Genomic DNA, 24,678 nt, shown 5'->3' with positions numbered 1-24,678 from the left:
AAGAGAAAAATCATTTCGTATAGGAAATTAGGAGGAAGGAAAAAGATGCCGGAATGTGAAAAACAATGGCAGTGGCAGCGTTTGAAAGAGGACTCAGAAGCCCGAGAGGATTTCTTAGCAGAATCTCAAACGTTTATTCGTCATGTATCTAGCCAAGTGTGTTTTCGCACTCTGGAATGGGGACGAGATGACGAATTATCTGAAGCCTTAATTGCTTTTAATAATGCGATAGATTTGTTTGTAGAAGATAAAGGAGTCCCTTTTTTAGCCTATGCAAGAGTTTTGATGAAACGCAGCTTGATTGATTATTATCGTAGGCAGCGTCTGCGGCAAGCAATTTCTCTCGATCAAGAGGACATTGGGCGAGGGATCGATATTCACCTTGGTTTAGATGAGTATTACGCGCGGGAACAGAGCGGTGAGAGGGCTGCAGAAATCCAACAGTATTCCAAGGCTTTGTCAGAGTTTCAGCTAACGTTTCAAGATTTAGTCGCAGTTTCTCCAAAACACCGGGATTCCCGTGAAACTCTACTCAGAGCGGCCCGGGAATTAGCATTGGATACTGAGTTGTGGCTCCAGGTCGAACGGAAGGGGAAAGTCCCTATGCAAGCGTTAGCTTTTAAAACCCAGATTAGTCTTAAAGTATTAGAACGGGGACGAAAATATATTTTGGCGGTTGCCTTACTGATCGCAAACCAACATGACTATGTATATTTAAGAGAATATGTTCTTCAGCGGGAAGAGGAGGCGAAGGGATGAGCAAAATGAAAGCCGTGGTATTAGAAAAGTCAGGAACACATTACAGGGTTCTAGGTATGGACGGCACCTTTCGTCAGGTTAAGAGACGACTTAATGCTGAGGTGGGCGAAGAGATTGAACTGGATGTAGGAAGAGATGGGGTTAGGGGGTTAAGTGCCTGGGCGGGGATAGTCGCACTTTTCCTTATGGTATTAACTTCCCTTGTAGGGTGGAATCTCTATCAAGCGCCAACGGCAGTAGCCTTAGTCTCGGTCGACATTAATCCTAGTTTGCAATTTACGTTGGATTCTCAAGGGCGGTTATTGAAATTTAAAACACAGAATGAGGATGCTCGACAAATGCTGGGTGAGAATGATCTCAAAGGTAAACCGATTGACGAAGTATTAGAGAGAATAGTTACTCTGGCCTATAATCAGAACTATATTAACCCGGAGCAACAGTGGATTGTGGTTGGATATTCTCCTCTGACTAACAAAAGCACAGAAAAAATGCCCAAGGAACTTAATGAGATTCAAATCAGTGATTGGATCACTGAGGCCATTGAAAAAAACGGATTGACTCCTCAGGTTGCTGTCTTCACTCTAAGTCCCGAAGATGGGGAACTTGCCCAAAAGGAAGATTTGACCATAGGCGAGTTTGCTCTTTGGCAGACAGCTCAAAAGGCGGGAGTAACGACTCAACCACAGAAACTTAAAGAGACTTCAGAACGGGTGCGCATACTTGAAAATCCGCAGGTTCAAGCGTTGGTTAAAGCTGAGAAGAAGGGAATTAAGAATGGTTTACCGATAAAGCCTGGAACAGCGACGGAAAGTCCAAGGACTTTAGGGAACCCATTTGAAAAGACTCCAGGAAACCAGAAACCGAATGCGTCCCCCTCCTCTGTCGATAAACCAAATTCTATCACCAAAAAAGATAGAGAACCAGAGTCTGAGAAGGGACAGCCAACGGTAAAAGAGAGTAGAAACACCAATGATAACGACAAAAGTAACGACAAAAATAATGACGAAAATGACAAAAAAAATAATGATAACGGGAAAAATAATGCTAAAGATTTAGCCAATGAGAATGAAAAAGATATTCAAAACGATAAAAATAAAGGAAAAGAAAATAATAGATGAGCAAGTTAGCGAGAGAGAAATAGGTCAGTTCATAACAAAGCGGAGGTTGACCATCAACAGTGAGTCAGTAGATAATTGCATCATAGTGTAATTTGCCGGGCAAGTGTACTACTCAATTAAGCGAGTGTATACTTGCTCGGTTTCTCTGACCATACTATTAATAGAAAAGATGGGCCAGCGTTTTTGGCCTGAGTGGGCAAGAGACTTGGCCAAAGTAGGATTATCGAGGATAGAAGTACACGCTTTAGTAAACTCAGCGACATGGCCTGGAGGAAAAAGTAGTCCGTCTTGGCCTGCGCGAATAACTTCTGGAATACCGCCAACAGTACTTGCCACAATAGGAACCCCTGCTTGCATAGCTTCAAGAAGGACTAGTCCCATACCTTCACTAACTGAAGGCAAGACGAAAAGGTCCATGGCAGGCAGCGCTTGATGGGCTAAGGGAAGGTAGCCGGTCATGGTATAGGGAATGGCATTTCGGTTAAGCTCGGATTCTAGGTTTGCACGTAGGGGTCCATCTCCTATGAATAAAAGGTGAAGTTTTGGAAACTTCAAGCGTAGTTCAGTCGCAGTTTTAATTAAATAAATCTGACCTTTAGTAGGATGAAGGCGACCTATAGTACCGATAACCAGTGCCTCTGTCGGGATCCCCCATTCTTTGCGGAACTGTTCTCGAGAAGAAGACGGGTCAGCAAAGGAAATAGCTGCTTGGCCGTTATAGATAGTTTCCAGATTCCGACCACCTCTTAAGGCAACCTCTTTGGCTAAATATTCGGATACAGTGATAATTCCGGATGTCAGGGGGAGGGTGAGGCGATCAAGCGCTAAAGCTATTCGGGCAGACCAAGGGGAAAGATAATCGTGGGCTAGGGAGCTATGAACGGTGGTTAAAGTAGGGATTCCCAACCATTTAGCCCCTAAGCGGCCTAGAAGATTGGCCCGTGAACCGTGGGTGTGAACAAGGTGTATCCCCAGGTGTTTAACCCAGCGAACTAGAGCGGGAAGGGGAGAAAGGTCAAGGGGGAAGCGCATAGGAAAAGTTTGCGTTGGGATGTTATTTTCTATAGCCAAGTCGGAGAAGGGTCCTTGGGTTAAGCAGACAAGATATAGGTCAAAACGGGTCCGGTCGACACCCTTGATGAGGGATAAGACATGTTGCTCGGCCCCGCCGACTTCCCCACCTCCGATAATATGTAGAATTTTGTAAGTTTTTTTCATGACCTTGCCATCTTCCCTTCAAGCACAAACTTGGTTATACTGTTTGCTAGTAGGTAAATACATCAGTTCTACTAATCATAGGCAAAAAGGTACATATCTGCAAGCGATACTATAATCGTTATTCGATATTTGGTATTCGAAGTTCGGACTACTGACTATGCACCGTCACCTAATTCTGCTTTCGAACTAATAATACGAACATCGACCTCGAATTTGTATCGATTTAAGGAGGAATTTCATTGCTACAGAGTCAAGAGATCCAAGATATTATTCCTCATCGTTATCCCTTTCTTCTAGTCGATCGTATCATAGAATTAGACGAAGGAAAAAGAGCAGTGGGAATAAAAAACGTTTCCATTAATGATTCGTTCTTTCAGGGGCATTTCCCAGGACACCCCATTATGCCAGGAGTTCTAATCATTGAAGCACTGGCCCAAGTCGGAACCGTGGCTATTCTTAAGATGCCAGAATATGCTGGTTACTTAGGGTTATTTGCAGGTTTGGATGAAGTAAAGTTTAAGAAGCAAGTCATTCCAGGAGATCAGCTTCGCCTAGAAGTAGAGCTTATCAAGCTGAGAAAATCATTCGGTATCGCTAAAGGTAGGGCGTATGTCGGAGAAGAGTTGGCAGCAGAAGGGACTCTTAAATTCTTTTTAGAGCGGAAGAAACCTGCTCAGTGATCGGTTTATCGTTACAGCAAGACAGCAGAGTTAGGAGCAACACAGCACGCTTCCTAGCTCTTTTTTTAGCCTTTAGTGTTCTTAGCCATGGGCTTTACTATTCTGAGGAATGGCTTATTTTTACTTTTGCCATATCCGTTTATGTAATGATTTCTCATCTGTTCGGCAGGTTTAAGGTAGGAACAGCTACGTATTTGGCCCTTGGTCTAACAGATTCTTTGCTGTTGGGAATGCTTGTTTTTTCAGTGCTAGGAGTACTACATCCAGTCAAGGCAGCGAACGGCTTACAGGAAGCGTTGCAATGGGGAATCTTTTGGCTCGTCTATCGGTTGGGAATGCGTATTTCATCGGATGAAACAGCTAAAAATAAGTTGCTAAGTTATATAGAATGGTTGGCAATAGTGGTTGCTACCATTGGTTGGCTACCATGGGTGAGCCAAGTAGCGGGAAGATTGAGTTCTGTCTTCGGTTATCCCAATACTATGGCTGCATTCTTGGGAGCTGTTCTTTTGCTTAATCCACGCAGGAAATTAGTCCGGATTCTACTAGGAACGTCCCTATTAGCCACGGGTTCCCGTGCAGGGGTAGGATTATTTGTTGTTATTTTTATTGGTCGACTGTTTTTAATAGGGGCTAGGTCACAGAACATTTCACCCTACTCTAAATCGAGACAAGCGGTGCCTAGGCTGAAAAGACTTTTAGGATCAGCCAATTATCTCAGCGGACTGTGGGTTATCGTATTAAGTATTTCTGGGGTAGTTCTCACAATGCTCATTAATGGAGCTGCCTGGGAAAATTTAACGACTTGGAGCTTTTCCTCTTCAAGTTGGCAGGAGCGTCTGGCCTATTTTAAAGACGGGATAAGGTTGGCCTGGAAGGCGGGGGGCCTTCCCCAAGCAGGAGGGTGGTTGGCCTTTCCGACTGTTCAGCAATTTCCATATTGGACGGCTGATCCTCATTCGAGTTTTATACATATCCTCTTAAATCAAGGAGTTCTCGGTATATTAAGTGTAGGGATTTGGGGTTGTTTAACCTTGGCTCAAACTTGGAGGACTTGGAGAAAGAAGCGCATGTTGCATAAAACAGGCGCTGAATCCCAAGAAACTAAGGCTCTGGTTCGAGTATGGGCAGCCTTGCTCTTTTTGGTGTTGCATAGTTTGGTGGATGCCGATTTTTCCTTTGGCTCCCTGGGAGTTTTATTCTGGTTACTTTTAGGAAGCATTCAAAAGGCCGAGAGTTACCACCGTTCTTTCTATTCAAAACGGAATACGGCGGTCAACATGAGTAACAATGTAATGTTGCTCATGAGTGTCATCTTGTGCTTGGTCAGTGTAAGTATACTCTTAAATCCTGCACTCATAGAGAAAGAACGAACTTGGAATGCTCTTGCGGAACATTGGAGTGAACAGGACCCAGACAAGAGTATTGCACTCTGGGATAAAAGTTTGAACTGGGATCAAACTCAAAGCAACACGAGGCAAAAGCAGGCTGAGCATTTACTTCGGCAAGGAAATAGCTTACCTGGACTAGAGGCAGTGGAAGAAGTACTCAAATGGCAGCCCTATAACATAGAAGCGTATGAATGGGCTCAGTCAGTTATCTGGGACGCTGCAGAGGTGCAGCGGCACACCCGCCCAGAAACGGCGAATAGGCTCTATCGATGGGTAGAAGGAGTTCCTAAAACTATAGAAGAGAAAGTTCAGGGTCTGTCGTCAAGAGAACGTTTGCTTTGGAAGGGGCATCCAGAGTTTTTACCATCCCCACATATTATGCTCCTCGCAGAGTATGCTCGGCAAAGACAACTCACACAACCCCTTTTCATAACATAAGTTGTGGGGAGGAGGGGAGATTATGACGTTATTGATGGGCGTGATCTTGATCTTAGGGGTTCTATTATGGAGAGTAGATTCAAGTTGGGAATGGGATATTCCCCAGAAATGGCAGGCTAAAATTAGGGCATGGAAAGAAGGACTCTCCAGTCCGACCCATATCATAAATTATGATTGGGACGTGGATCCAGAAAATACGGAGCTGGAGAAACATTTGTGGCAGCTTAAGAGGGCCTACCCTCGGTTAAGAAAGAAATATATGGCTCCGATAAGGGCCGAGGTATGCGTCTATCCCAATTTCTCACCTGAACAGAATAAGATTTACATATCCTGTCTTCAGCGTCGCTTCCCAGAAATAAGTCTATATGAAAGTCCACTAGGCAGCGAAAATGCAGCGGAACACTGGGACAGGTGCACTGTTTCGGTGATAGCGGGAGTAAAGATGGATAAACGCGGGGACAGGCACCTTGTTTCGTTGATAGCAGAAGCGGAGATGAGGGAAGGACTACAGAGTCGAACGGAAATGAAAGAAAGAGAGGGGTTATAACTGTAACTAGAACTATATAAGAGTTTATAAGAATATTTTGATAATTTATATGCTATTGGTGTATTATTACCAATAGAGGTGTAGTGAATTGAACTATTATTCAATTGGTGAATTTTCCAAACTTATTGGTAAGACAGAACAAACATTAAGAAACTGGGATAAAAACGATATGTTTAAACCCCATCATATTGCCCCCAGTGGCTACCGTTATTACTCTCAAGAACAACTGAATCATTTCTTAGGCATTAAAAACACCTTACAACTAAACAGGAAAGTTATCGGTTATTGTAGAGTTTCTTCCCACAAGCAGAAAGACGATCTCATTAGGCAAGAAGATAATGTAAAGACCTATATGCTTGCTAAGGGTTATCAGTTTGAGATCGTTACGGATATAGGGAGTGGAATTAATTACAATAAAAAAGGACTAAACCACCTCATTGATTTAATAACCCATTCGGAAGTTGATAGAATAGTCGTTCTATATAAAGATAGGTTACTGAGATTCGGTTTTGAGCTAATTGAAAACCTATGCACAAAATACGGAACGACCATTGAGATCATTGATTCAACCGATAAGACGGAAGAACAAGAATGGGTAGAGGATTTAGTTCAGATCGTCACTGTGTTTAGTGGTAGGTTGCAGGGAAAAAGGGCTCATAAGGCTAAGAAGATGATCAAGGAGTTGCTTGAGAATGATATTGGGGAAGAAAGTTAGACTCAAGCCCACCGAAGAGCAGGAACACCAGTTGTGGAAATCGGCAGGAACCTCAAGGTGGGCTTATAATTGGGCATTAGACAGACAAGAGAAGAACTATGCAAGTGGTGGGAAGTTCCTCTCAGACAATGATCTAAGAAAAGAACTAACTCAATTAAAGCAAACGGAAGAGTTCTCTTGGCTTTATGATATTTCCAACAATATCACGAAACAAGCCGTTAAGGATGCCTGTGAAGCCTACAAAAAATTCTTTAATAAACTTGCAGACAAGCCCAGATTTAAGAGCAGGAAAAGGTCAAAACCATCCTTTTACAATGATAACGTAAAGTTAAAAGTGAGGAAGTTATCGGTTCTTGTCGAAAAGGTAGGTTGGATGCAAACATCTGAGCAGATTCCGATAGGTGTAAAATACACTAATCCCAGAGTTTCATTTGACGGAAAGTATTGGTATCTGTCTGTAGGAATCGAACAGGAACAAATCGTAGAACAACTGACAAGTGAAGTAATAGGTATTGATGTCGGTGTAAAGGAACTTGCAGTATGTTCTAATGGCATGACATTCAAAAACATCAATAAGTCCCAAAGTGTCAAAAAGCTAGAGAAACGACTTCGTAGGTTGCAACGTAAAGTTTCTCGTAAATATGAAATGAATAAGGAGGGAAACCGTTTCGTCAAAACCTGCAACATTATAAACGTTGAAAAGCAAATCCGTGTGCTACATCGAACGTTGAATGGGATCAGAAACAATCATATCCATCAAGCCACTAAGGCAATTGTGAAAACCAAACCTTGCAAAGTGGTTATGGAAACCTTGAATATCAAGGGTATGATGAAAAATCGACATCTATCTAAAGCTATAGCCAAACAAAAATTGTACGACTTCAAGTCAAAGCTTCAATACAAATGTGACATACAGGGCATTGAACTCGTTGAGGCAGACATTTGGTTTCCATCGAGTAAGCTGTGTTCCAGTTGTGGGGCTATAAAGCAAGACTTGAAATTGTCAGATAGAGTGTACAAATGTGATTGTGGTTTAGTGATAGATCGAGATTTCAATGCATCCATTAATCTTTCGAGATACAAATTAGTAGTCTAGTCACCTAAAAGACACTACTAATGTGTACGATTCGTTGCATCGGAATTTAAGCCCTTGGAGTGTTACATCAAACGAAAGTAGTCTTCGGACAAAATCGGACACGATGAATAGGGAAGTAAACAAAGCTTTAATAGACTTTTATAAAGTTTTGGCAACGGGGTAGTTATGCTCTTTTACCTGACGTTAAAGAAGAACGGTAACGTCAGTTCATCTCCGCTTCGAGAGTGGGACAAGCAGGATTTTGGGGCTAGCTATCTCAGTACCCCACTTCCATTAGCAGTTATCGAAGAGATTAAGAATCAAGTATTGCGGCCAAAGCCGCTTGATCTTTGGAATTTTGGTAAAAGCACGAATCTTAAGCAAGAAATTATCAAACGGCTAAACACTATATGTGGGAATTCGTTGGATTTTAATTGGGAGGAAATTGACCCTATTGCCTCGCCCCTTCAAGATCTGTTAGAGGAAGAAACTAAGGATGAGAGAGGGGTTAGGTTTAATCAACTTGTCTTAGGGCGGCAACTCTCTAATCGTGATCTTCGGGGTCTTGCTCGAGAGCTTAAGATTCAAGAGGAGAAGGTCACTGAACTTGCCCATAGGAATGTGTTACAAGGGAAGGCACAGTGGGTTTCTTCCGTCAAGCAACAAGGTAGAGGGTGGCAGTGTCAACGATGTGGACAAGAGGACGTGGAAGAGTGGCCTAGTCTTTATGGGATGGCAGCAACCTGTCGAAGTTGCGAAAGCATCGGAGTAAGCACCTCTATGGAAGTACTTTATCGAGATCAACGTTCACTCATAGAAAGCCCTCGAGAGGTCAATTTTCAGCCACATTGGGACTTAACAGAGGCTCAACGATTAGCCAGCAAACAAGCTTTGCAATTTATTCAAGAAGCCCCAGAAAAAAGGGCACTTCTCTGGGCGGCATGTGGAGCAGGAAAAACTGAAGTGTGTTTCCCGTCTGCAGCATGGGCACTAAAGCAAGGGAAGTCTGTACTTTTTGCTGCACCGAGACAAGATGTCATCTATGATATTCTCCCAAGGTTGCAGAGGGATTTCCCCGGTTATCCATTGCAAGTGTTAACAGGAAAATCCTCAATTAAATTTCAAGGTGGAGGGTTGGTACTGGCCACAACACATCAAGTTTTAAGATTTTGGCAAGCCTTTGATGTTATTTTTATGGATGAGATGGATGCCTTTCCATATCAGGGGAGCAAGGCATTGGCCTGGGGATTGAAGCACGCCTTGGGCCAAAGAGGTAAGATTCTATACTTGACGGCAACTCCATCTCCTGAAGGTTTAAATTTGATAAAGAGAGGCAAGATGCGACTCATTCAGCTGCCAGCACGGCACCATCGCAACCCACTGCCGATTCCGGTATGGCATCAAGCTCGTCACGCAATTGAGCCCAACGAAGACGGGAGAAGCAATGAATGGACATTACCAATTAGAGCATTAAGGAGAGAGGGTCCGATATTGGTATTTGTGCCTAAGATTTCTTGGGTTAGTTCTTGGATTCAAGAGTTCAGAAAAAGTTTTCCGGATTGGCTGATTGACGGCAGCTATAGTTCGGATCCAGAACGTGCCCCCAAAATAAAACGTTTGATTCAAGGTGAATTTGATCTATTTGTGAGCACAACTATCTTGGAACGTGGTATCACGTTATCTGAGATACAAGTGGTTGTGCTCGGGGCAGATCATCCGATTTTTGATGAGCGAGCCTTGGTTCAAATGGCTGGCAGAGTGGGGCGAACTCCAGAATGTCCCGGAGGAGGGGTCGTCTTTATATCTAAGCATAGTTCTCCAGCGATTAAGACAGCAATTCAGTGGATCGAGGCCCAAAATAGACGTGCAATGGAATTAGGACTCCTTGATACAGGGCAAAAGGGGGGCAGCAATGAAGGATCTTAGGGGAGCCACAACTGATGTCATCCGTTCGCTTTGGTACAGAGATGAAAGCCGTTGTGTTTTATGTAGTGAAGGACACGGGCCAATCTGCTCGACATGTACGGAGAACTATCTACATCCTGAGCTAGCTCGTTGCCGAGGGTGCGGAAAATTAATTCCGCTTGAGAAACAACAGTGTCAAGATTGTGAGGCGGGTCGTGGCCCGAAACAGCTTGATAAGGTAGTAGCTTGGGGGCATTATTACGGTGGATTAAAGGAATTCATTCAGAGCGTAAAATTTAATGCCCATCCAAAACGCATAAGGCAGATCATTGGCCCTTTTGCCGAATGGACTGTAAGTCAGCTTCCGGCTGTTGACGGTATAGTGGCAGTTCCGATGCATGCAACAAAACTAGGAGAACGTGGATTTAATCAAGCGGAGGTTATTGCATCTGCCTTACATTGGGAACTGGGGTTGCCGATTTTCCAAGGAGTCGAACGAATTGAGACGAGGGCATCTCAAGTTCTACTTTCTCGTAAAGAACGCTTGCATAACTTGGAAGGAGCCTTTGCAGTGCGTAATCCAGAGTATTATTTAGGACGAAGTGTATGGTTAGTGGACGATGTAACAACAACAGGAGCAACTCTCGAGGCAGTGGCGGAAGTACTTCGTGGTAGTGGAATTCAGGCGATTTATGGCTTGTGCCTAGCTGCTGGTCGCGAAAAAAGACTTGTGCCTACGAGTGAATAGAGTTATAATAATTCTGGATGGGCACAGCCTATTACATTTTTTTACGTAAGGGGAATATCTTTCATGGCCTTTGAAGACAAAGATCTAGTATGTAAAGACTGCGGAGTAACTTTTATTTTTACCGTCGGGGAGCAAGAATTCTACGCTGAAAAAGGTTTCGAAAATGAGCCACAACGTTGCCGTGAATGCCGTAACGTACGCAAATCCAATCGCAATTCCCAAGAAGGAAGATCACGTGAAATGTTTTCTGTCGTTTGTGCGGACTGTGGAGTAGAAACACAAGTTCCATTCCAACCGACTTCTGATCGTCCAGTATACTGCCGTGAGTGCTACCAGCACCATCGTCCGGCTCGTGAGCAATATTAATTCAAGCAACTTGAATTAGCATATTATTGAAATTGATAAGCACTGGTCGGCGTCTCGTCGGCCAGTGCTTTTTTGTGTGCCTTAAGCAGCTCTTATATGTGGGAGTTCTTTTGAAGTTAGCCTTCGGCATTAGTGATCTTTCGCCACAGATTGTTCCTTGCGCAAGTAGTGGCTTCGGCGATACTCTCCACGGAGACTATCGTATGGAATTATCTTCGCCGAAAGCTTTCGTTTCGAAGTCACGAAGTTCAGCGCTAGCTAAACGTGTTCCCTTTTTTCCTGAATATTCATCTCTATAAAGGGTTACCAACAGGGTTATCCACAATCAATTCTTGTAAAATAGGGTATTTCTTGTACTTATCCACATTATACACACTCTCCTGTGTGTAACTTTTGGGGATAAAATCGACAGAATGATAATAATGGCCGGAGTCATTGCTGTTGGCAGCTCCCTTACTACTAGAACAGTATTAGGCTTGGTTTCAGCCTACTTAGTTTAATTTCCCGGTATTGCTATTTCTCTGACCGTATTAGGTTTAAATTTTTTTGGGATGGATTAGGGATATTTTTTACGCGCGTTTGAAAAAATAACTAAACAGACATTAAAAGTGTTGTATAGATATTCGTTAGTATGTATAATCTGAATAGACAAGGATGACAAACGCATAACGCAAAATTTTGTTAGTAAGTTATTGCGGAACACATCCAAAAGAGAGGGGAATAAAAATGTTTAAACCTAAATTTCGTCTTGTAATAGCTGGATTACTTAGTTTAAGCCTCTTGACACTAGCCGGATGTGGCAGTGCACCTGCACCTGCTCCTACTCCTACTCCTGCCCCAGCTCCCGTTGAGAAGGTCCTGAAGGTCGGATCGGATATCGCTTATGCACCGTTTGAGTTTATGGATGAAAAGCAACAAGCGACGGGCTTCGATATTGAGCTTATTAAGGCTCTTGGGGCAGATATGGGATACACCAAGGTGAATATTGAGACAGCTGCTTTTGACGGCTTGCTTCCTGCCTTGCAAGCAGGAAAATATGATTGCGTGATTTCGGCCATGACAATCACAGAAAAGCGTGCTCAGAGTGTCCAATTTAGTGATAAGTATTTTAGAGCCATTCAGTATATAGCCATGAAAAAAGGGGCCAACTTTAAGAATTTGGCCGACTTAAAAGGTAAAAAGGTTGGGGTTCAACTCAGTACGACAGGACAAGAGGTCGTTGAGAAAGCCGGAATTGAGCCAAGAAAATTTGATACAACACCGGATGCAATGAACGATCTTCTGAACGGTGGAGTAGAAGCCGTTGTGGCTGATGGACCGGTTGTACTTTGGTTCCAAGCACAAAATGAAAAAGCTAATATTGTCTCCGTAGAAGCAGATGTTGAAGAAGAATTCTATGGAATTGCTATGAAGTTAGATAACAAAGAATTAGGCGATAAAATGAATGCTTCCTTAAAGAAACTCAGAGAAAACGGGAAGTATAATGAAATTTATAAGAAATGGTTTAAAGTGGATGCACCAAAATTCTAAGTAATTCATTTTGTTAGGCTAAATACTTGTAATGAAAAAAATAAGGAAGGCACTTGATGTTGTGCCTTCCTTTATTTTTTGGGCCTACTCGCAAATTTCAGGAGATATAGAAAGCTGGAATTAGAGGTCTAAGGGAGAAATTGGGGCTTGAATTAGCCAATCCTCATGTTATAATTAGAGCTTGTTGTGTATAAACAAGACAATACTAGGGAAGCGTTTTTTACTTGTATAAGTTTACAGTAAAATGTATAATTTTATGCAGATAAATAACCTTTAGACATCTTGCATACTCATTATTATGAAGAAGGAGGATTTTTTGTGGGTCAAAACTGGAAAGCAGCCATAGATAGCATCCCCATTCTAAATAAAGCCGCATTACTTACTTTGGAGCTGACAGCCGGTGCAGTCATGATTGGACTTGTTATTGGACTTTTTATGGCGTTGGCGCGTTTGTCCAAGAACAGGTTGCTACGCATAGGGGCAATCGGCTATATAGATTTTTTTAGAGGAACCCCATTACTAGTCCAAATTTTTCTAGTCTATTTTTTAGTGCCTAAACTCCTTAATTGGGAAACCTTGCCTGATGACTATCAATATATTGCTGGAGTCCTGGCGATGGGCCTAAATTCCGGTGCGTATATTGCCGAAATATTTAGGGCCGGAATTCAGTCAATTGACCGTGGGCAATCAGAAGCGGCTCGGTCGTTGGGAATGACTCATAGTCAGTCCTTACGGTATGTGATTCTACCCCAAGCGTTTAAACGGGTTATACCACCCTTGGGCAATGAGTTTATTGCCTTACTTAAAGATTCTTCTCTATTATCGATTATTGCGATCCAAGAACTTTTCTACAGCGCCAAGATTATCGCTGGGCGAACCTATCAACCTATTCCCATGTATATAGCTGCTGCCTTGTATTACCTCGTCATGACCCAATTAATTACCCAATGGGTTGCCTATATGGAGAGGAGGCTGGGTAAGAATGATCTTCGTTAAGAATTTGCATAAATACTTTGGCAAACTGGAAGTTCTTAAAGGAATAGATTGTCATATTCGGGAAAAGGAAGTTGTAGTTGTCATTGGCCCCAGTGGTTCAGGAAAAAGCACCTTCTTGCGCTGTCTCAATAAACTTGAAGAGCCAACCAGCGGAGAGATTATTGTTGACGGAATTCCTCTTAACTCTGAGGTGAATGTTAATGCAATACGGCGAGAAGTAGGCATGGTTTTCCAACGTTTTAACCTCTTCCCGCATATGACAGCAATCCAAAATATAATACTAGCTCAAGAGGTTGTACGCAAAACAAGTAAGGCAGAAGCACGCAAGATCGGGTTGGAACTTTTAGAAAAGGTTGGCTTATCTGATAAAGCCGATGAATATCCAGATCGCCTTTCAGGTGGGCAACAACAAAGGGTTGCAATCGCCCGAGCCTTAGCAATGAAGCCGAAGATTATGCTTTTTGATGAAACCACGTCCGCTCTCGATCCTGAAATGGTGGGAGAGGTTCTTGCGGTTATGAAAGATTTAGCTCGTGAAGGGATGACAATGGTCGTTGTGACTCACGAGATGGGATTTGCCCGCGAAGTCGGAGATCGGGTAATTTTTATGGATGAAGGGATAATTATGGAAGAGGGAGAGCCGAACGAGGTGTTTGAGCATCCCAAGAATCCAAGGACGCAGGCGTTTTTGAGTAAAATATTGTAAGCTTTTTGTATAAAGCGCTTTCTTGGGGTTAGGCCCGAGGAGCGCTTTTCTGCACGCGTCTGCACGTTACGCCGCTGGACGAGCTGGACGGTTCGCGAGCGCGTCCGAACCTCTGGGCAATCTGCATGTGAACCTGCGGCGCGCTGACGGGGGGCGAACCGTCGGCGCTCGTTTGGAGAAGCGGCTTCACTGAAGCATCCGCTTAGCAGAAAAGCGCTCCTTTGGGGTGGAGCTATGGGGAGTGAATGTGGTCGCTTTATAGAAAGGCGCTTTTGGGGCTGGGATAGGATAGGCCCGAGGAGCGCTTTTCTGCACGCGTCTGCACGTTACGCCGCTGGACGAGCTGGACGGTTCGCGAGCGCGTCCGAACCTCTGGGCAATCTGCATGTGAACCTGCGGCGCGCTGACGGGGGGCGAACCGTCGGCGCTCGTTTGGAGAAGCGGCTTCACTGAAGCATCCGCTTAGCAGAAAAGCGCTCCTTTGGGGTGGAGCTATGGGGAGTGAATGTGGTCGCTTTATAGAAAGGCGCTTTTGGGGCTGGGATAGGATAGGCCCGAGGAGCGCTTTTCTGCACGCGTCTGCACGTTACGCCGCTGGACGAGCTGGACGGTTCGCGAGCGCGTCCGAACCTCTGGGCAATCTGCATGTGAACCTGCGGCGCGCTGACGGGGGGCGAACCGTCGGCGCTCGTTTGGAGAAGCGGCTTCACTGAAGCATCCGCTTAGCAGAAAAGCGCTCCTTTGGGGTGGAGCTATGGGGAGTGAATGTGGTCGCTTTATAGAAAGGCGCTTTTGGGGCTGGGATAGGATAGGCCCGAGGAGCGCTTTTCTGCACGCGTCTGCACGTTACGCCGCTGGACGAGCTGGACGGTTCGCGAGCGCGTCCGAACCTCTGGGCAATCTGCATGTGAACCTGCGGCGCGCTGACGGGGGGCGAACCGTCGGCGCTCGTTTGGAGAAGCGGCTTCACTGAAGCATCCGCTTAGCAGAAAAGCGCTCCTTTGGGGTGGGGTCTAGGGAAAGTGGATGTGGTCGCTTTGTAGAAAGGCGCTTCTCGGGCTTGGCTACGGAGGAGGAGCGCTTTTCTGCACGCGTCTGCACGTTACGCCGCTTGACGAGGCTGGACGGTTCGCGAGCGCGTCCGAACCTCTGGGGAATCTGCATGTGAACCTGCGGCGCGCTACGGGGGCGCGAACCGTCGGCGCTCGTTTGGAGAAGCGGCTTCACTGAAGCATCCGCTTAGCAGAAAAGCGCTCCTTTGGGGTGGAGCTTTGGAGAAGTGGATGTGGTCGCTGTATAGAAAGGCGCTACTGGGGTTAGGCTTGTTAGGTCCGAGGAGCGCTTTTCTGCACGCGTCTGCACGTTACGCCGCTGACGGGCTGGACGGGTAGCGAGCTGAGCTGTTAAACCTCTTGTATCGAACGCCGGAACACCGAATATTGATCATCGTTTTAATTAACGTTTAAACTTTATCAATGCTGGGTATCCTCATAAAGTATGAGGTAATTCTTAAGCTTGGGTTGTATGCCTTAAGCATTAAGCATTAAGCTTTGAGCTAAGAATTTTAACATTTCAAGGAGGGTTTTTTTAAGTGGTAGGTAAAGTCAAATGGTTTAGTAAACAGAAGGGTTTCGGATTCATTGAACAAGAAAGTGGGCAAGATATTTTTGTGCACTTTCAATCGGTTATTGGAGATGGATTTCGGACGCTTGAAGAAGGACAGTCTGTTGAATTCGATGTTATTCAAGGCCCAAGAGGTGAACAAGCTTCGAATGTGATGGTTCGTTAATAGAGTTATTAAAGAATCTGCCAAAAGAGAGGATCGTTAAAAGATAAGAACGGTTCTCTCTTTTGGATGTTAGCAAAAAAATATAAGCGGTAAACATTATAAATTTGCAGGATTTTTTGTGTAAAGCGGGAATATTACTAATATAGCAACATAGAAGGGGGTTGAAATTAATGAACATTAATATTCGCGGTAAACATATCGAACTAACAGACGCCCTTAAAGAGTATGTTATGAAACGAGTAGGTAAATTAGCCAAATACTCGGATGAGTTTGTGGACGTTCAAGTCACCTTGCTTGTCGAGCGCGATCGACATCGTGTGGAGGTAACAGCCCCACTCCATGGTATGATTTTGCGCGGCGAAGAAGAAACAGAAGATATGTATTCTTCAATCGACATGGTCGTTGAAAAGTTAGAACGTCAAATTGATAAATATCGGACACGTATTAATAAACGAATGCGGTCAAAAGTACTTAAAGACCATGAACCTAAGCAATCAGCAGTGAATGATGAGCCTCGTGAAGAAGTTGTTCGAAATAAAAAGTTCCCTGCCAAGCCCATGTCGGTAGAAGAAGCGATAATGCAGATGAATCTGATTGGTCATACTTTCTTTGTGTTTACCAATTCAGAAAGTCAAGAAATGAATGTGGTCTACCTTCGTAATAATGGAGACTATGGGTTGCTTCAACCTCAGACTTAAATTTTAATTAACCTCAAGCAGGGTAAGTAACTTGGGATCGGTTGGAAAAGTTGCATTTTACAAGCGAAAGGTCCGCATTGGCGGGCCTTTCGTCACACTCTGAGAAAAATACTAAGTATAATGAGGGGAAAACTGAGTATTAATAAGGTTTTGCTTGAGAAGGTAAAATGTCCCATGAGTAAATCTCTCGGTTTGGTTGCAGTCGGTTCTCAAGGATGTTAAAATTAGTCAACATAAGGATTAAGAAAGGTGGACATAATGGGGTTTTTTGATTTGTTCGATGATAACGCGCGAGAAATTCGGAAATACCAAAAGCGCGTTGTAGTGATTAATAACTTAGAACCGACGATCCAAGCTCTGGGAGATGATGAATTACGTGGCAAGACCGCTGAATTCCGAGGACGTTTGGAACAGGGAGAAAGTTTAGACAGTCTTTTGCCTGAGGCATTTGCGGTGGTACGTGAGGCTAGCCGAAGGGTGATTAATCAGCGTCACTATGATGTACAGTTAATTGGGGGCATGGTGCTTCATGATGGCCGGATAGCTGAGATGCGGACTGGGGAAGGAAAAACCCTGGTGGCGACTTTGCCGTCCTATTTGAATGCCTTGACAGGTAAAGGGGTCCATGTTGTAACGGTCAATGATTACTTGGCTCGTCGGGATAGTGAATGGATGGGTCGGATTCACCAGTACCTCGGTCTTTCCGTAGGTCTTATAGTTCACGGCTTAAACTATGAGGAACGTAGGAACAGTTATGCCTCAGACATTACTTATGGTACAAATAACGAATTTGGCTTCGATTATTTGCGTGATAATATGGTCACAAGGCCTGAGGCTTTAGTTCAACGCAAACTAAATTATTCGATCGTGGACGAAGTGGACTCGATTCTAGTGGACGAAGCACGGACTCCGCTGATTATTTCTGGTGAGGCGGACAAGCCCACAGAACTATATTTTAGGGTTGCCATGATTATTCCGCGCTTAAAACCCGAAGAGGATTATAAAGTCATTGAAAAAGAGCGTGTTGTAACCCTTACGGAGAAAGGTGTCGGTCGGGTAGAAAGTATGCTCGGCGTGGATAACCTTTATGAAGATATTCATACTGAATTGGCTCATCACGTTAATCAAGGGTTAAAGGCGCAAACCCTCTTTAAACGAGACCGTGATTACGTCGTGAAAGACGGGGAAGTTATTATTGTCGACGAATTTACAGGTCGCTTGATGTTTGGGCGTCGTTATAGTGAAGGATTACACCAAGCGATTGAGGCCAAAGAGGGCGTTAAGATTGAAAAAGAATCCCAAACATTAGCTACGATTACCTTCCAGAATTACTTTCGGATGTATAACAAACTCTCGGGTATGACTGGAACGGCTATGACAGAAGAACCAGAGTTTCGGAAGATTTATAAGCTTGATGTTGTGGAGATCCCAACTAATCGGCCTATGTTGCGAATCGATGAGCCAGATATAATCTATCGTACAGAAGAAGGGAAGTTTTTGGCGGTCGTAGATAGTGTAATTGAACGCCATGCTAAAGGACAGCCGCTTCTTGTTGGAACCGTGTCGGTTGAGAAATCCGAACATTTGAGTACTCTTTTGTCGCGTCGTGGTGTTCCGCACCAAGTCCTTAATGCTAAATTCCATGAAAAAGAAGCTGAGATTGTTGCCCAAGCTGGACAGGGTGGCATGGTTACGATTGCAACAAACATGGCTGGACGTGGGACGGATATTATTCTAGGTGAAGGTGTTTCTGACCTCGGAGGTTTACATATTATCGGGACAGAACGACATGAATCTCGACGTATCGATAACCAATTGCGTGGTCGTGCTGGACGTCAAGGGGACCCTGGATCAACCCAATTCTTTATTTCGTTAGAAGACGACCTAATGCGTTTGTTTGGTGCGGATAATATTATGGGTATCATGGATAAATTAGGAATGGATGACTCTATACCTATTACATCAAGAATGATTTCCCGTTCTATTGAGACCGCCCAGCGTCGAGTCGAGAATCGCAACTTTGACATTCGTAAACATGTTCTAGACTATGACGATGTTATGAATCAACAACGTGAAGTAATCTATGCCCAGCGTCTTGCAGTGTTGATGGGGGAAAATCTCCACGATAATGTTATGGTTATGTTAGGAAAAGCGGTTAAAGATAGTATTACTATGTTTAGTGGGGAAAGCCAGTTCCCAGAAGAGTGGGATTTGTCAAGTATGTCCGATTATATTGAGAACTTTTTCCTGCCGGGGATCCATTTAAAGCCTGAACAATTCGTAGATCTTTCGGTGGAAGAAATTGAAGAAATGCTCATGGAGCAGGCAACAGAACTTTATAAAAAGCGAGAAGAGTCATTCGGTGCTGACCTGATGAGAGAAATTGAACGGGCAGTAATGCTGCAGGTTGTGGACAGCAAATGGATGGATCATCTTGATGCCATGGATATGTTGCGTGAGGGAATTGGTTTGCGGGCCTATGGACAGAAAAATCCACTCGTAGAATATAAGCGTGAAGGGTTTGAAATGTTCCAAGCGATGATTGATTCTATTCAAGACGATATTATTCGCTATGTAATGCGAGTGACTCCCCAAGTGCGAGAAGAAGTTGCTGAACAGCCACGCAATGTGACGGAGAACCGCTATGAGGGAGAACCCAGTAAACCTGTACACGTTGGAGACCAGATCGGCCGCAACGATCTCTGTGAGTGCGGAAGTGGGAAAAAATATAAGAAATGCTGCGGTAAAGTTAAAAAGTAATGGGCGAAAGTAAGGGTCGGCGGAACACGTCCATGTGTTCCGCTCCGCTTATGTAAGGATGCTTTCACTAAGTCAGGTAACGTTCGAATATAGGTAATCACTTTTTGGTTAAGACATTAGTGTTCGAAGTGAATAGTTTTGGAAGGGTGAATAGAGTGCTTTCTGATTGGAAAAAGGAACTGGAAATGTTAACATTAAGCTTGGCAGATTTGAGGGTTTCCCTTTGACGTTGCTCAGCGTATCGAAAAAATTAGTCTTCTAGAAGGGGAGTTTCATCGCCCTAATTTATGGGATGACCCTATCAATGCGCAAAAAATTATGCAAGAGTTAGCTTTACATCAGAGCAAAGTCAAAATTTATGAAGTGCTAGAGGGTGAGCTTGAAGAGACAGCGACTCTTTGGCAGTTGGCTATAGAGGAAGATGATGTGAGCCTTGAACCAGAGATTGAGCAAGGTGTAAGAAGACTTCAGCGGCGGTTTGAAGATTTGGAATTGGAATTACTGCTGGCCGGTCCTTATGATCGGAATAATGCTATTTTAACCCTTCATGCTGGAGCCGGGGGTACGGAAGCTCAAGATTGGGTACAAATGCTCTATCGTCTTTATATTCGCTGGGGAGAACGTCACGGATATAAAGTGGAGACGTTAGACTTTTTAAATGGCGATGAAGCAGGAATTAAGAGTGCCACACTGTCCTTCAGTGGGGAAAATGCGTACGGATATGCCAAGTCAGAAAAAGGTGTGCATCGTTTAGTACGAATTTCCCCCTTTGATGCGTCAGGACGCCGTCATACCTCGTTTGCTTCTGTAGATGTAATACCGGAAGTAACTGAGGATAACGAGATAATTATTGACACTGAAGACTTAAGGATAGATACTTATCGGTCCGGTGGAGCGGGTGGACAGCACGTCAACAAGACCGATTCTGCTATTCGGATTACACACTTGCCGTCCGGGGTCGTGGTTCAGTGTCAGAGTGAACGCTCACAGACACAAAATAAACTTGCCGCTATGCGGGTTTTACAGGCGAAGTTGCTGGAACTTAAACGCAAGGAACAAGAGGCTGAAATTTCCGAAATTCGCGGTGAGCAACAAGAGATTGCTTGGGGAAGTCAAATTCGTTCCTATGTTTTCCATCCCTACAGCCTAGTAAAAGACCACCGAACCAATGTGGAAACTGGCAACGTATCGGCAGTAATGGATGGGGAAATCGATACTTTTATTGCAGCGTTTCTTCAGAAGACAAAAACATTGTCATAATACCGCAGTAGCAAAAACTCAAACAAGTTTATTTGAGCTTATGTTATTTAAGAATGAACTAAAGGAGGGGATCGCTTGACCACAATTGAATTGAAACGAGTGGCCAATACTATTCGTCAAGACATTATTTCGATGCTTGTAACCGCAAAATCAGGGCATCCCGGTGGGAGTTTATCTGCCGCTGATATCGTAGCAACCTTATTTTTTAACGAAATGCGAATTAATCCTCAGGACCCGCGGTGGGCGGAGCGAGACCGCTTTGTCCTTTCCAAAGGACATGCAGCTCCCGTGCTTTACGCCGCACTCGCAGAGAAAGGTTATTTTCCAAAGGAGGAGCTACAGGGGCTTCGTCAAACGGGTCATATGCTACAGGGGCATCCGGATATGAAAAAGACCCCGGGTGTGGATATGTCCACAGGTTCCTTAGGGCAAGGGCTTTCGGCAGCCAATGGAATGGCTTTAGCCGGAAAGCTGGATGGCAAGGATTATCGCGTGTTTGCCTTGCTCGGGGATGGTGAAATGGCAGAGGGACAAATTTGGGAAGCTGCTATGGCGGCTGCTCACTATAAGTTGGATAATGTTACCGCTGTTTTAGATTTTAACGGCTTACAAATTGATGGAGCGACAGATAGTGTCATGTGTTCAGCTCCGCTAACAGAGAAGTGGCGGGCATTTTGTTGGCATGTGATTGAAGTTGATGGACATGATGTCGATTCTCTACGGGCAGCCTTTGCCGAGGCAAAAACAGTCAAGGGCAAGCCAACCATTATCATTGCCAAAACAGTAAAGGGCAAAGGGGTTTCCTTCATGGAAGATCAAGCTGGCTGGCACGGCAATGCTCCTTCTGTGGAACAAGGCGAACAGGCGCTTAAAGAATTACGGGAGGAGGCGGCGAACCTTGGCTAATAAAGTAGCGACACGCGAAGCGTATGGCAAGGCCCTTCAAATTTTAGGGGCAGAAAATCCTAACGTCGTCGTTTTAGATGCAGATTTGTCGAAGTCGACCAAAACGGCTGACTTTGCCAAGAAATATCCGGAGCGTTTCTTTAACATGGGGATTGCCGAGGCTAACCTCTTAGGGACGGCTGCGGGCCTTGCTGCAGCAGGTAAAATTCCCTTTGCCAGCACCTTTGCAATTTTTGCAGTTGGCCGGGCCTTTGAACAAATTCGTAATTCGATTGCCTATCCTAAGTTAAATGTGAAAATTGCGGCTACCCACTCCGGAATTACAGTCGGTGAGGACGGAGGGTCTCATCAGGCCATTGAAGATGTAGCAATTATGCGCGCGGTACCGAATATGGTGGTTTTAGTTCCTGCAGATGGAGAGGAAACTCGCCAAGTAGTTTTGGCTGCTGCCCAATATAACGGACCTGTTTACATTCGGATGGGACGCTTAGATGTTCCGTTGCTTTTCGGCGCAGAGTATCAGTTTGAGATCGGCAAGGCCAACGTCCTTAAAGAAGGGACAGACGTTGCCATCATGGCTAATGGAGTAATGGTGTCTATGGCCTTAGAAGCAGCCGCTGAGCTTGCTGATAAGGGAATAAGCGTGAGTGTTGTCAATGTGGCCTCAGTGAAACCACTAGATGAAGAAACGATTGTACAGATTGCGAAGACGACAAGAGCCGTCGTGACGGCGGAGGAACACAACATTATCGGAGGACTAGGAAGCGCAATTGCAGAGGTACTAGGGGAAAAACAGCCCACACCAATGGTGCGCGTCGGACTTAAAGACACATTTGGGGAGTCAGGGCGACCACAGGAACTCCTTGAAAAATATGGTTTAACGAAGCAGGAATTAATGAAAGCAGTGCATGAGGTCCTTGCTAAAAAGCAAATTTAATTTCCTCTCTTCTCCTCAAAACAATGATAGGGTAGATCTGATCAAGAAGGGACTAGCGTTCTGGTGTGAACTGGAAATGCTGGTCCCTTCTTGATAATTTTCTATATTCGGGATGGACTTTGATTTTTAGTCCGCCACAAAACACGCGAATGTTTAATTTTACAGACAGGAAATCCACGGCTGGTGTCGAATAAAATAAGGGTTATGGGGAAATAAGGGCGGAGCAGGCGAAAATCAAGGAGGACAGTATGATTCAATTGACAAATGTGTCCAAGATTTATCTGAACGGTGCCAGAGCCCTTGTCGATATAAACCTTAAAATAGGTAAAGGGGACTTTGTTTTTCTGGTAGGTCCCAGTGGTGCAGGCAAATCGACGCTGATCAAATTACTGTATCGCGAAGAAAGCCCGACAAGAGGGCAGGTTCAGATTAATAGCAAGAATCTGGTGCGAATGAAAGAACGAGAAGTACCCTATCTAAGACGTAGTATTGGAGTGATCTTTCAAGACTTTAAGTTATTACCCAATAAGACGGTCTTTGAAAATGTTGCTTTCGCACTTGAAGTGATTGGCGTGGCCAGGCGTGAGGTAAAAAGTCGTACCCGAGCCACGTTAGAATTAGTGGGTCTGGCAGCTAAAGAAACATCTTATCCTCATGAACTTTCTGGTGGGGAACAACAACGTGTCTGTGTAGCCCGGGCAATTATTAATAACCCTGCCCTATTAGTAGCAGATGAACCCACGGGTAACCTCGACCCTGAGACTGCGTGGGATATTATGGATCTGCTTTATAATATCAATAAGCGAGGGACAACCATAGTCATGGCTACCCATGCCAAGGCAATTGTCAATAAAATGCAAAAAAGAGTTATTGCCATAGAAAATGGAAGGGTTGCACGGGACGAGGAAAAGGGGGGATACGGCTATGACACTTAATTCCTCTCGTTACATCCTTCGCGAGACGTTCCACTCTATGAAACGCAATCCTTGGCTGAGCATTGCATCAGTCATAACCGTAATGGTTTCGCTGGTGATCCTGGGTTTCTCGATATTCTTTTTGGCCAACGCTGCAAATATGGCGCAATCCTTTGAATCAGAACTGGAAATTGCCACATTTGTGCACGACAACACAACCCCTACCCAAGTACAAGCTTTGAAAAGCCAGATTTTAGCAATGCCTGGTGTCGCTTCAGTGACCATAGTGACTAAGGAAGAGGTGCTTAAAGATTTTGGCAAAACGTTGGGCGGGACCCAAAGTAATCTTTTGGCTGATCTAGGGGGAACCAACCCTTTCCGTGATAAGCTGACGATCAAAGCAACGGATCCGCAAAATGTCATAGCTCTAGCTGAGACGGTGGCTGCTCTTCCTGAGGTAGCAAAAGTACGCTATGGACAGGGATTTATCGATCAACTCTTGAAATTTACACAATGGCTAAGATGGATTGGCCTTGCTGTGGTCGGGGCTTTTGGCATTGCAGCAACGGTCCTTATTTCGATTAACGTTAAAATGAATGTCTTTTCCCGCCGCCGCGAAATCCAGATTATGAAATTGGTGGGTGCAAGTAACAGCTTTATTCGTTGGCCCTTTCTGATCGAGGGGTTAGCATTAGGTCTTGTTGGGGGAGCAATGGCTGCCGGTATTGTCGGTATGGGGTACAATTCGATAACTATGTACGTTCAATCATCGTTAACCTTTTTACCTGTCGTTCAGAACGATATCCTTTTCCGCCAAGTATCGGTGGGACTTTTACTTGCAGGCATGGCAATGGGTGCCCTTGGAAGCGGGATTTCCTTGCAGAAGTTCCTCCGTACTTAGCGGGAGAGGAAGTTTCTTAGCCCGTTCGCACTCGTTCCATTGCTATTCGCTTGTCGCTAAGGCTAAAACTCAAAACCTCTGGGCTTTCTGCATGTGAACCGTTGAGTTTCTTCACGCCTTATCGACTGCGCTCATTGACGCAATTCCTCTCACATGCTCTCTAAGCTAAGAAACTTCCTCTGAGCTTGGGTCGACGGGGGGTGGAGCAATGCGAGAGGATATTTTTGCTGGTTGCGTTTTGGCGTAAAGGTGCTAGGTGTGCCTTGGGGCTTTAAGAGGAGGAATACCTTTTTAGTTTTCTATTTAAGAACGGAGGGGTCG

General features: G+C 44.5%; 22 protein-coding genes. 21 read left to right on the top strand and 1 reads right to left on the bottom strand.

Going from position 1 to position 24,678, the window contains the following annotated elements; genetic code table 11:
• Positions 1 to 45 precede the first annotated feature (45 nt).
• The gene (gene sigI / locus ACYQ3Q_RS10525) at positions 46 to 759 is read left to right on the top strand and encodes an RNA polymerase sigma-I factor (protein ID WP_459928513.1); all 714 of its coding nucleotides are present in this window, start codon (positions 46 to 48) and stop codon (positions 757 to 759) included.
• On the top strand, positions 756 to 1,877 hold the full coding sequence (locus ACYQ3Q_RS10520) for an anti-sigma-I factor RsgI family protein (protein WP_459928512.1): 1,122 nt from the start codon (positions 756 to 758) through the stop codon (positions 1,875 to 1,877). The genes sigI and ACYQ3Q_RS10520 overlap by 4 nt, the downstream gene beginning before the upstream one ends.
• Positions 1,878 to 1,985: 108 nt before the next feature.
• Here the strand turns inward: ACYQ3Q_RS10520 and ACYQ3Q_RS10515 are convergent, their stop codons facing one another.
• Positions 1,986 to 3,095 carry a glycosyltransferase gene (locus tag ACYQ3Q_RS10515; RefSeq protein ID WP_459928511.1) on the bottom strand — a complete coding sequence of 370 codons (1,110 nt, stop codon included), beginning with the start codon at positions 3,093 to 3,095 and terminating at the stop codon, positions 1,986 to 1,988.
• 239 nt (positions 3,096 to 3,334) lie between these two features.
• Here ACYQ3Q_RS10515 and fabZ point away from each other — a divergent pair, with 239 nt between their 5' ends.
• From fabZ to ftsX, 19 genes are all read left to right on the top strand, one after another.
• Positions 3,335 to 3,775 (top strand): 3-hydroxyacyl-ACP dehydratase FabZ, encoded by a 441-nt coding sequence (fabZ, locus tag ACYQ3Q_RS10510; protein ID WP_459928510.1) that lies wholly within the window; start codon positions 3,335 to 3,337, stop codon positions 3,773 to 3,775.
• Positions 3,772 to 5,604, top strand: coding sequence for an O-antigen ligase family protein (locus ACYQ3Q_RS10505; RefSeq protein ID WP_459928509.1), 1,833 nt, complete (start codon positions 3,772 to 3,774; stop codon positions 5,602 to 5,604). The genes fabZ and ACYQ3Q_RS10505 overlap by 4 nt, the downstream gene beginning before the upstream one ends.
• Positions 5,605 to 5,626: 22 nt before the next feature.
• On the top strand, positions 5,627 to 6,151 hold the full coding sequence (locus ACYQ3Q_RS10500; RefSeq protein ID WP_459928508.1) for a hypothetical protein: 525 nt from the start codon (positions 5,627 to 5,629) through the stop codon (positions 6,149 to 6,151).
• A gap of 88 nt (positions 6,152 to 6,239) precedes the next feature.
• On the top strand, positions 6,240 to 6,866 hold the full coding sequence (locus ACYQ3Q_RS10495; RefSeq protein WP_459928507.1) for an IS607 family transposase: 627 nt from the start codon (positions 6,240 to 6,242) through the stop codon (positions 6,864 to 6,866).
• A complete protein-coding gene (locus tag ACYQ3Q_RS10490; RefSeq protein ID WP_459928506.1) occupies positions 6,844 to 7,962 on the top strand; it encodes an RNA-guided endonuclease InsQ/TnpB family protein in 1,119 nt (372 codons plus the stop codon). Before ACYQ3Q_RS10495 ends, ACYQ3Q_RS10490 begins: the two co-directional genes overlap by 23 nt.
• A 165-nt stretch (positions 7,963 to 8,127) precedes the next feature.
• The gene (locus ACYQ3Q_RS10485) at positions 8,128 to 9,867 is read left to right on the top strand and encodes a DEAD/DEAH box helicase family protein (protein WP_459928505.1); all 1,740 of its coding nucleotides are present in this window, start codon (positions 8,128 to 8,130) and stop codon (positions 9,865 to 9,867) included.
• Positions 9,854 to 10,594: a ComFC family protein gene (locus ACYQ3Q_RS10480; RefSeq protein WP_459928504.1), complete on the top strand. Its 741-nt coding sequence runs from the start codon at positions 9,854 to 9,856 to the stop codon at positions 10,592 to 10,594. Before ACYQ3Q_RS10485 ends, ACYQ3Q_RS10480 begins: the two co-directional genes overlap by 14 nt.
• Positions 10,595 to 10,657: 63 nt before the next feature.
• The gene (locus ACYQ3Q_RS10475; protein WP_034141294.1) at positions 10,658 to 10,960 is read left to right on the top strand and encodes a zinc-ribbon domain containing protein; all 303 of its coding nucleotides are present in this window, start codon (positions 10,658 to 10,660) and stop codon (positions 10,958 to 10,960) included.
• A 726-nt stretch (positions 10,961 to 11,686) separates the two neighbouring features.
• Complete coding sequence (locus ACYQ3Q_RS10470; RefSeq protein WP_459928503.1) at positions 11,687 to 12,490, top strand: basic amino acid ABC transporter substrate-binding protein; 804 nt, start codon at positions 11,687 to 11,689, stop codon at positions 12,488 to 12,490.
• A 318-nt stretch (positions 12,491 to 12,808) separates the two neighbouring features.
• Positions 12,809 to 13,486 carry an amino acid ABC transporter permease gene (locus tag ACYQ3Q_RS10465; protein WP_459928502.1) on the top strand — a complete coding sequence of 226 codons (678 nt, stop codon included), beginning with the start codon at positions 12,809 to 12,811 and terminating at the stop codon, positions 13,484 to 13,486.
• Positions 13,473 to 14,192 carry an amino acid ABC transporter ATP-binding protein gene (locus tag ACYQ3Q_RS10460; protein ID WP_034141297.1) on the top strand — a complete coding sequence of 240 codons (720 nt, stop codon included), beginning with the start codon at positions 13,473 to 13,475 and terminating at the stop codon, positions 14,190 to 14,192. The genes ACYQ3Q_RS10465 and ACYQ3Q_RS10460 overlap by 14 nt, the downstream gene beginning before the upstream one ends.
• Positions 14,193 to 15,783: 1,591 nt before the next feature.
• The gene (locus tag ACYQ3Q_RS10455) at positions 15,784 to 15,981 is read left to right on the top strand and encodes a cold-shock protein (protein WP_034141298.1); all 198 of its coding nucleotides are present in this window, start codon (positions 15,784 to 15,786) and stop codon (positions 15,979 to 15,981) included.
• Between the two features lie 170 nt (positions 15,982 to 16,151).
• On the top strand, positions 16,152 to 16,679 hold the full coding sequence (gene hpf, locus ACYQ3Q_RS10450; protein WP_034141299.1) for a ribosome hibernation-promoting factor, HPF/YfiA family: 528 nt from the start codon (positions 16,152 to 16,154) through the stop codon (positions 16,677 to 16,679).
• A 258-nt stretch (positions 16,680 to 16,937) separates the two neighbouring features.
• Positions 16,938 to 19,439: a preprotein translocase subunit SecA gene (gene secA, locus ACYQ3Q_RS10445; RefSeq protein ID WP_459928501.1), complete on the top strand. Its 2,502-nt coding sequence runs from the start codon at positions 16,938 to 16,940 to the stop codon at positions 19,437 to 19,439.
• Positions 19,440 to 19,594: 155 nt separating this feature from the next.
• Positions 19,595 to 20,699, top strand: a protein-coding gene (gene prfB / locus ACYQ3Q_RS10440; RefSeq protein WP_459928661.1) for a peptide chain release factor 2 whose coding sequence is annotated in 2 segments (ribosomal slippage) — positions 19,595 to 19,663 and positions 19,665 to 20,699 — 1,104 coding nt in all. Because the reading frame shifts where the segments join, the coding sequence is not laid out codon by codon here.
• A 75-nt stretch (positions 20,700 to 20,774) separates the two neighbouring features.
• Positions 20,775 to 21,605 carry a transketolase gene (locus ACYQ3Q_RS10435; RefSeq protein WP_459928500.1) on the top strand — a complete coding sequence of 277 codons (831 nt, stop codon included), beginning with the start codon at positions 20,775 to 20,777 and terminating at the stop codon, positions 21,603 to 21,605.
• Positions 21,598 to 22,542, top strand: coding sequence for a transketolase family protein (locus tag ACYQ3Q_RS10430; protein WP_459928499.1), 945 nt, complete (start codon positions 21,598 to 21,600; stop codon positions 22,540 to 22,542). Before ACYQ3Q_RS10435 ends, ACYQ3Q_RS10430 begins: the two co-directional genes overlap by 8 nt.
• A gap of 248 nt (positions 22,543 to 22,790) precedes the next feature.
• Positions 22,791 to 23,477 (top strand): cell division ATP-binding protein FtsE, encoded by a 687-nt coding sequence (gene ftsE, locus ACYQ3Q_RS10425; protein ID WP_459928498.1) that lies wholly within the window; start codon positions 22,791 to 22,793, stop codon positions 23,475 to 23,477.
• Positions 23,467 to 24,357, top strand: coding sequence for a permease-like cell division protein FtsX (gene ftsX, locus ACYQ3Q_RS10420; RefSeq protein WP_459928497.1), 891 nt, complete (start codon positions 23,467 to 23,469; stop codon positions 24,355 to 24,357). The genes ftsE and ftsX overlap by 11 nt, the downstream gene beginning before the upstream one ends.
• The last annotated feature ends 321 nt before the right edge of the window (positions 24,358 to 24,678 follow it).

The organism is Desulfosporosinus burensis (genome assembly GCF_054657535.1).
Note: the sequence above shows the minus strand (reverse complement) of the source record. Positions and strands in the feature narration are given on the sequence as shown.

What these genes read in the sequence shown, in the direction of transcription:
- sigI (WP_459928513.1), top strand. Translation starts at nt 46, where the DNA reads ATGCCGGAATGTGAAAAACAATGGCAGTGGCAGCGTTTGAAAGAGGAC.
- ACYQ3Q_RS10520 (WP_459928512.1), top strand. Translation starts at nt 756, where the DNA reads ATGAGCAAAATGAAAGCCGTGGTATTAGAAAAGTCAGGAACACATTAC.
- ACYQ3Q_RS10515 (WP_459928511.1), bottom strand. Translation starts at nt 3,095, where the DNA reads ATGAAAAAAACTTACAAAATTCTACATATTATCGGAGGTGGGGAAGTC.
- ACYQ3Q_RS10500 (WP_459928508.1), top strand. Translation starts at nt 5,627, where the DNA reads ATGACGTTATTGATGGGCGTGATCTTGATCTTAGGGGTTCTATTATGG.
- ACYQ3Q_RS10490 (WP_459928506.1), top strand. Translation starts at nt 6,844, where the DNA reads ATGATATTGGGGAAGAAAGTTAGACTCAAGCCCACCGAAGAGCAGGAA.
- ACYQ3Q_RS10485 (WP_459928505.1), top strand. Translation starts at nt 8,128, where the DNA reads ATGCTCTTTTACCTGACGTTAAAGAAGAACGGTAACGTCAGTTCATCT.
- ACYQ3Q_RS10480 (WP_459928504.1), top strand. Translation starts at nt 9,854, where the DNA reads ATGAAGGATCTTAGGGGAGCCACAACTGATGTCATCCGTTCGCTTTGG.
- ACYQ3Q_RS10475 (WP_034141294.1), top strand. Translation starts at nt 10,658, where the DNA reads ATGGCCTTTGAAGACAAAGATCTAGTATGTAAAGACTGCGGAGTAACT.
- ACYQ3Q_RS10470 (WP_459928503.1), top strand. Translation starts at nt 11,687, where the DNA reads ATGTTTAAACCTAAATTTCGTCTTGTAATAGCTGGATTACTTAGTTTA.
- ACYQ3Q_RS10460 (WP_034141297.1), top strand. Translation starts at nt 13,473, where the DNA reads ATGATCTTCGTTAAGAATTTGCATAAATACTTTGGCAAACTGGAAGTT.
- hpf (WP_034141299.1), top strand. Translation starts at nt 16,152, where the DNA reads ATGAACATTAATATTCGCGGTAAACATATCGAACTAACAGACGCCCTT.
- secA (WP_459928501.1), top strand. Translation starts at nt 16,938, where the DNA reads ATGGGGTTTTTTGATTTGTTCGATGATAACGCGCGAGAAATTCGGAAA.
- ftsE (WP_459928498.1), top strand. Translation starts at nt 22,791, where the DNA reads ATGATTCAATTGACAAATGTGTCCAAGATTTATCTGAACGGTGCCAGA.
- ftsX (WP_459928497.1), top strand. Translation starts at nt 23,467, where the DNA reads ATGACACTTAATTCCTCTCGTTACATCCTTCGCGAGACGTTCCACTCT.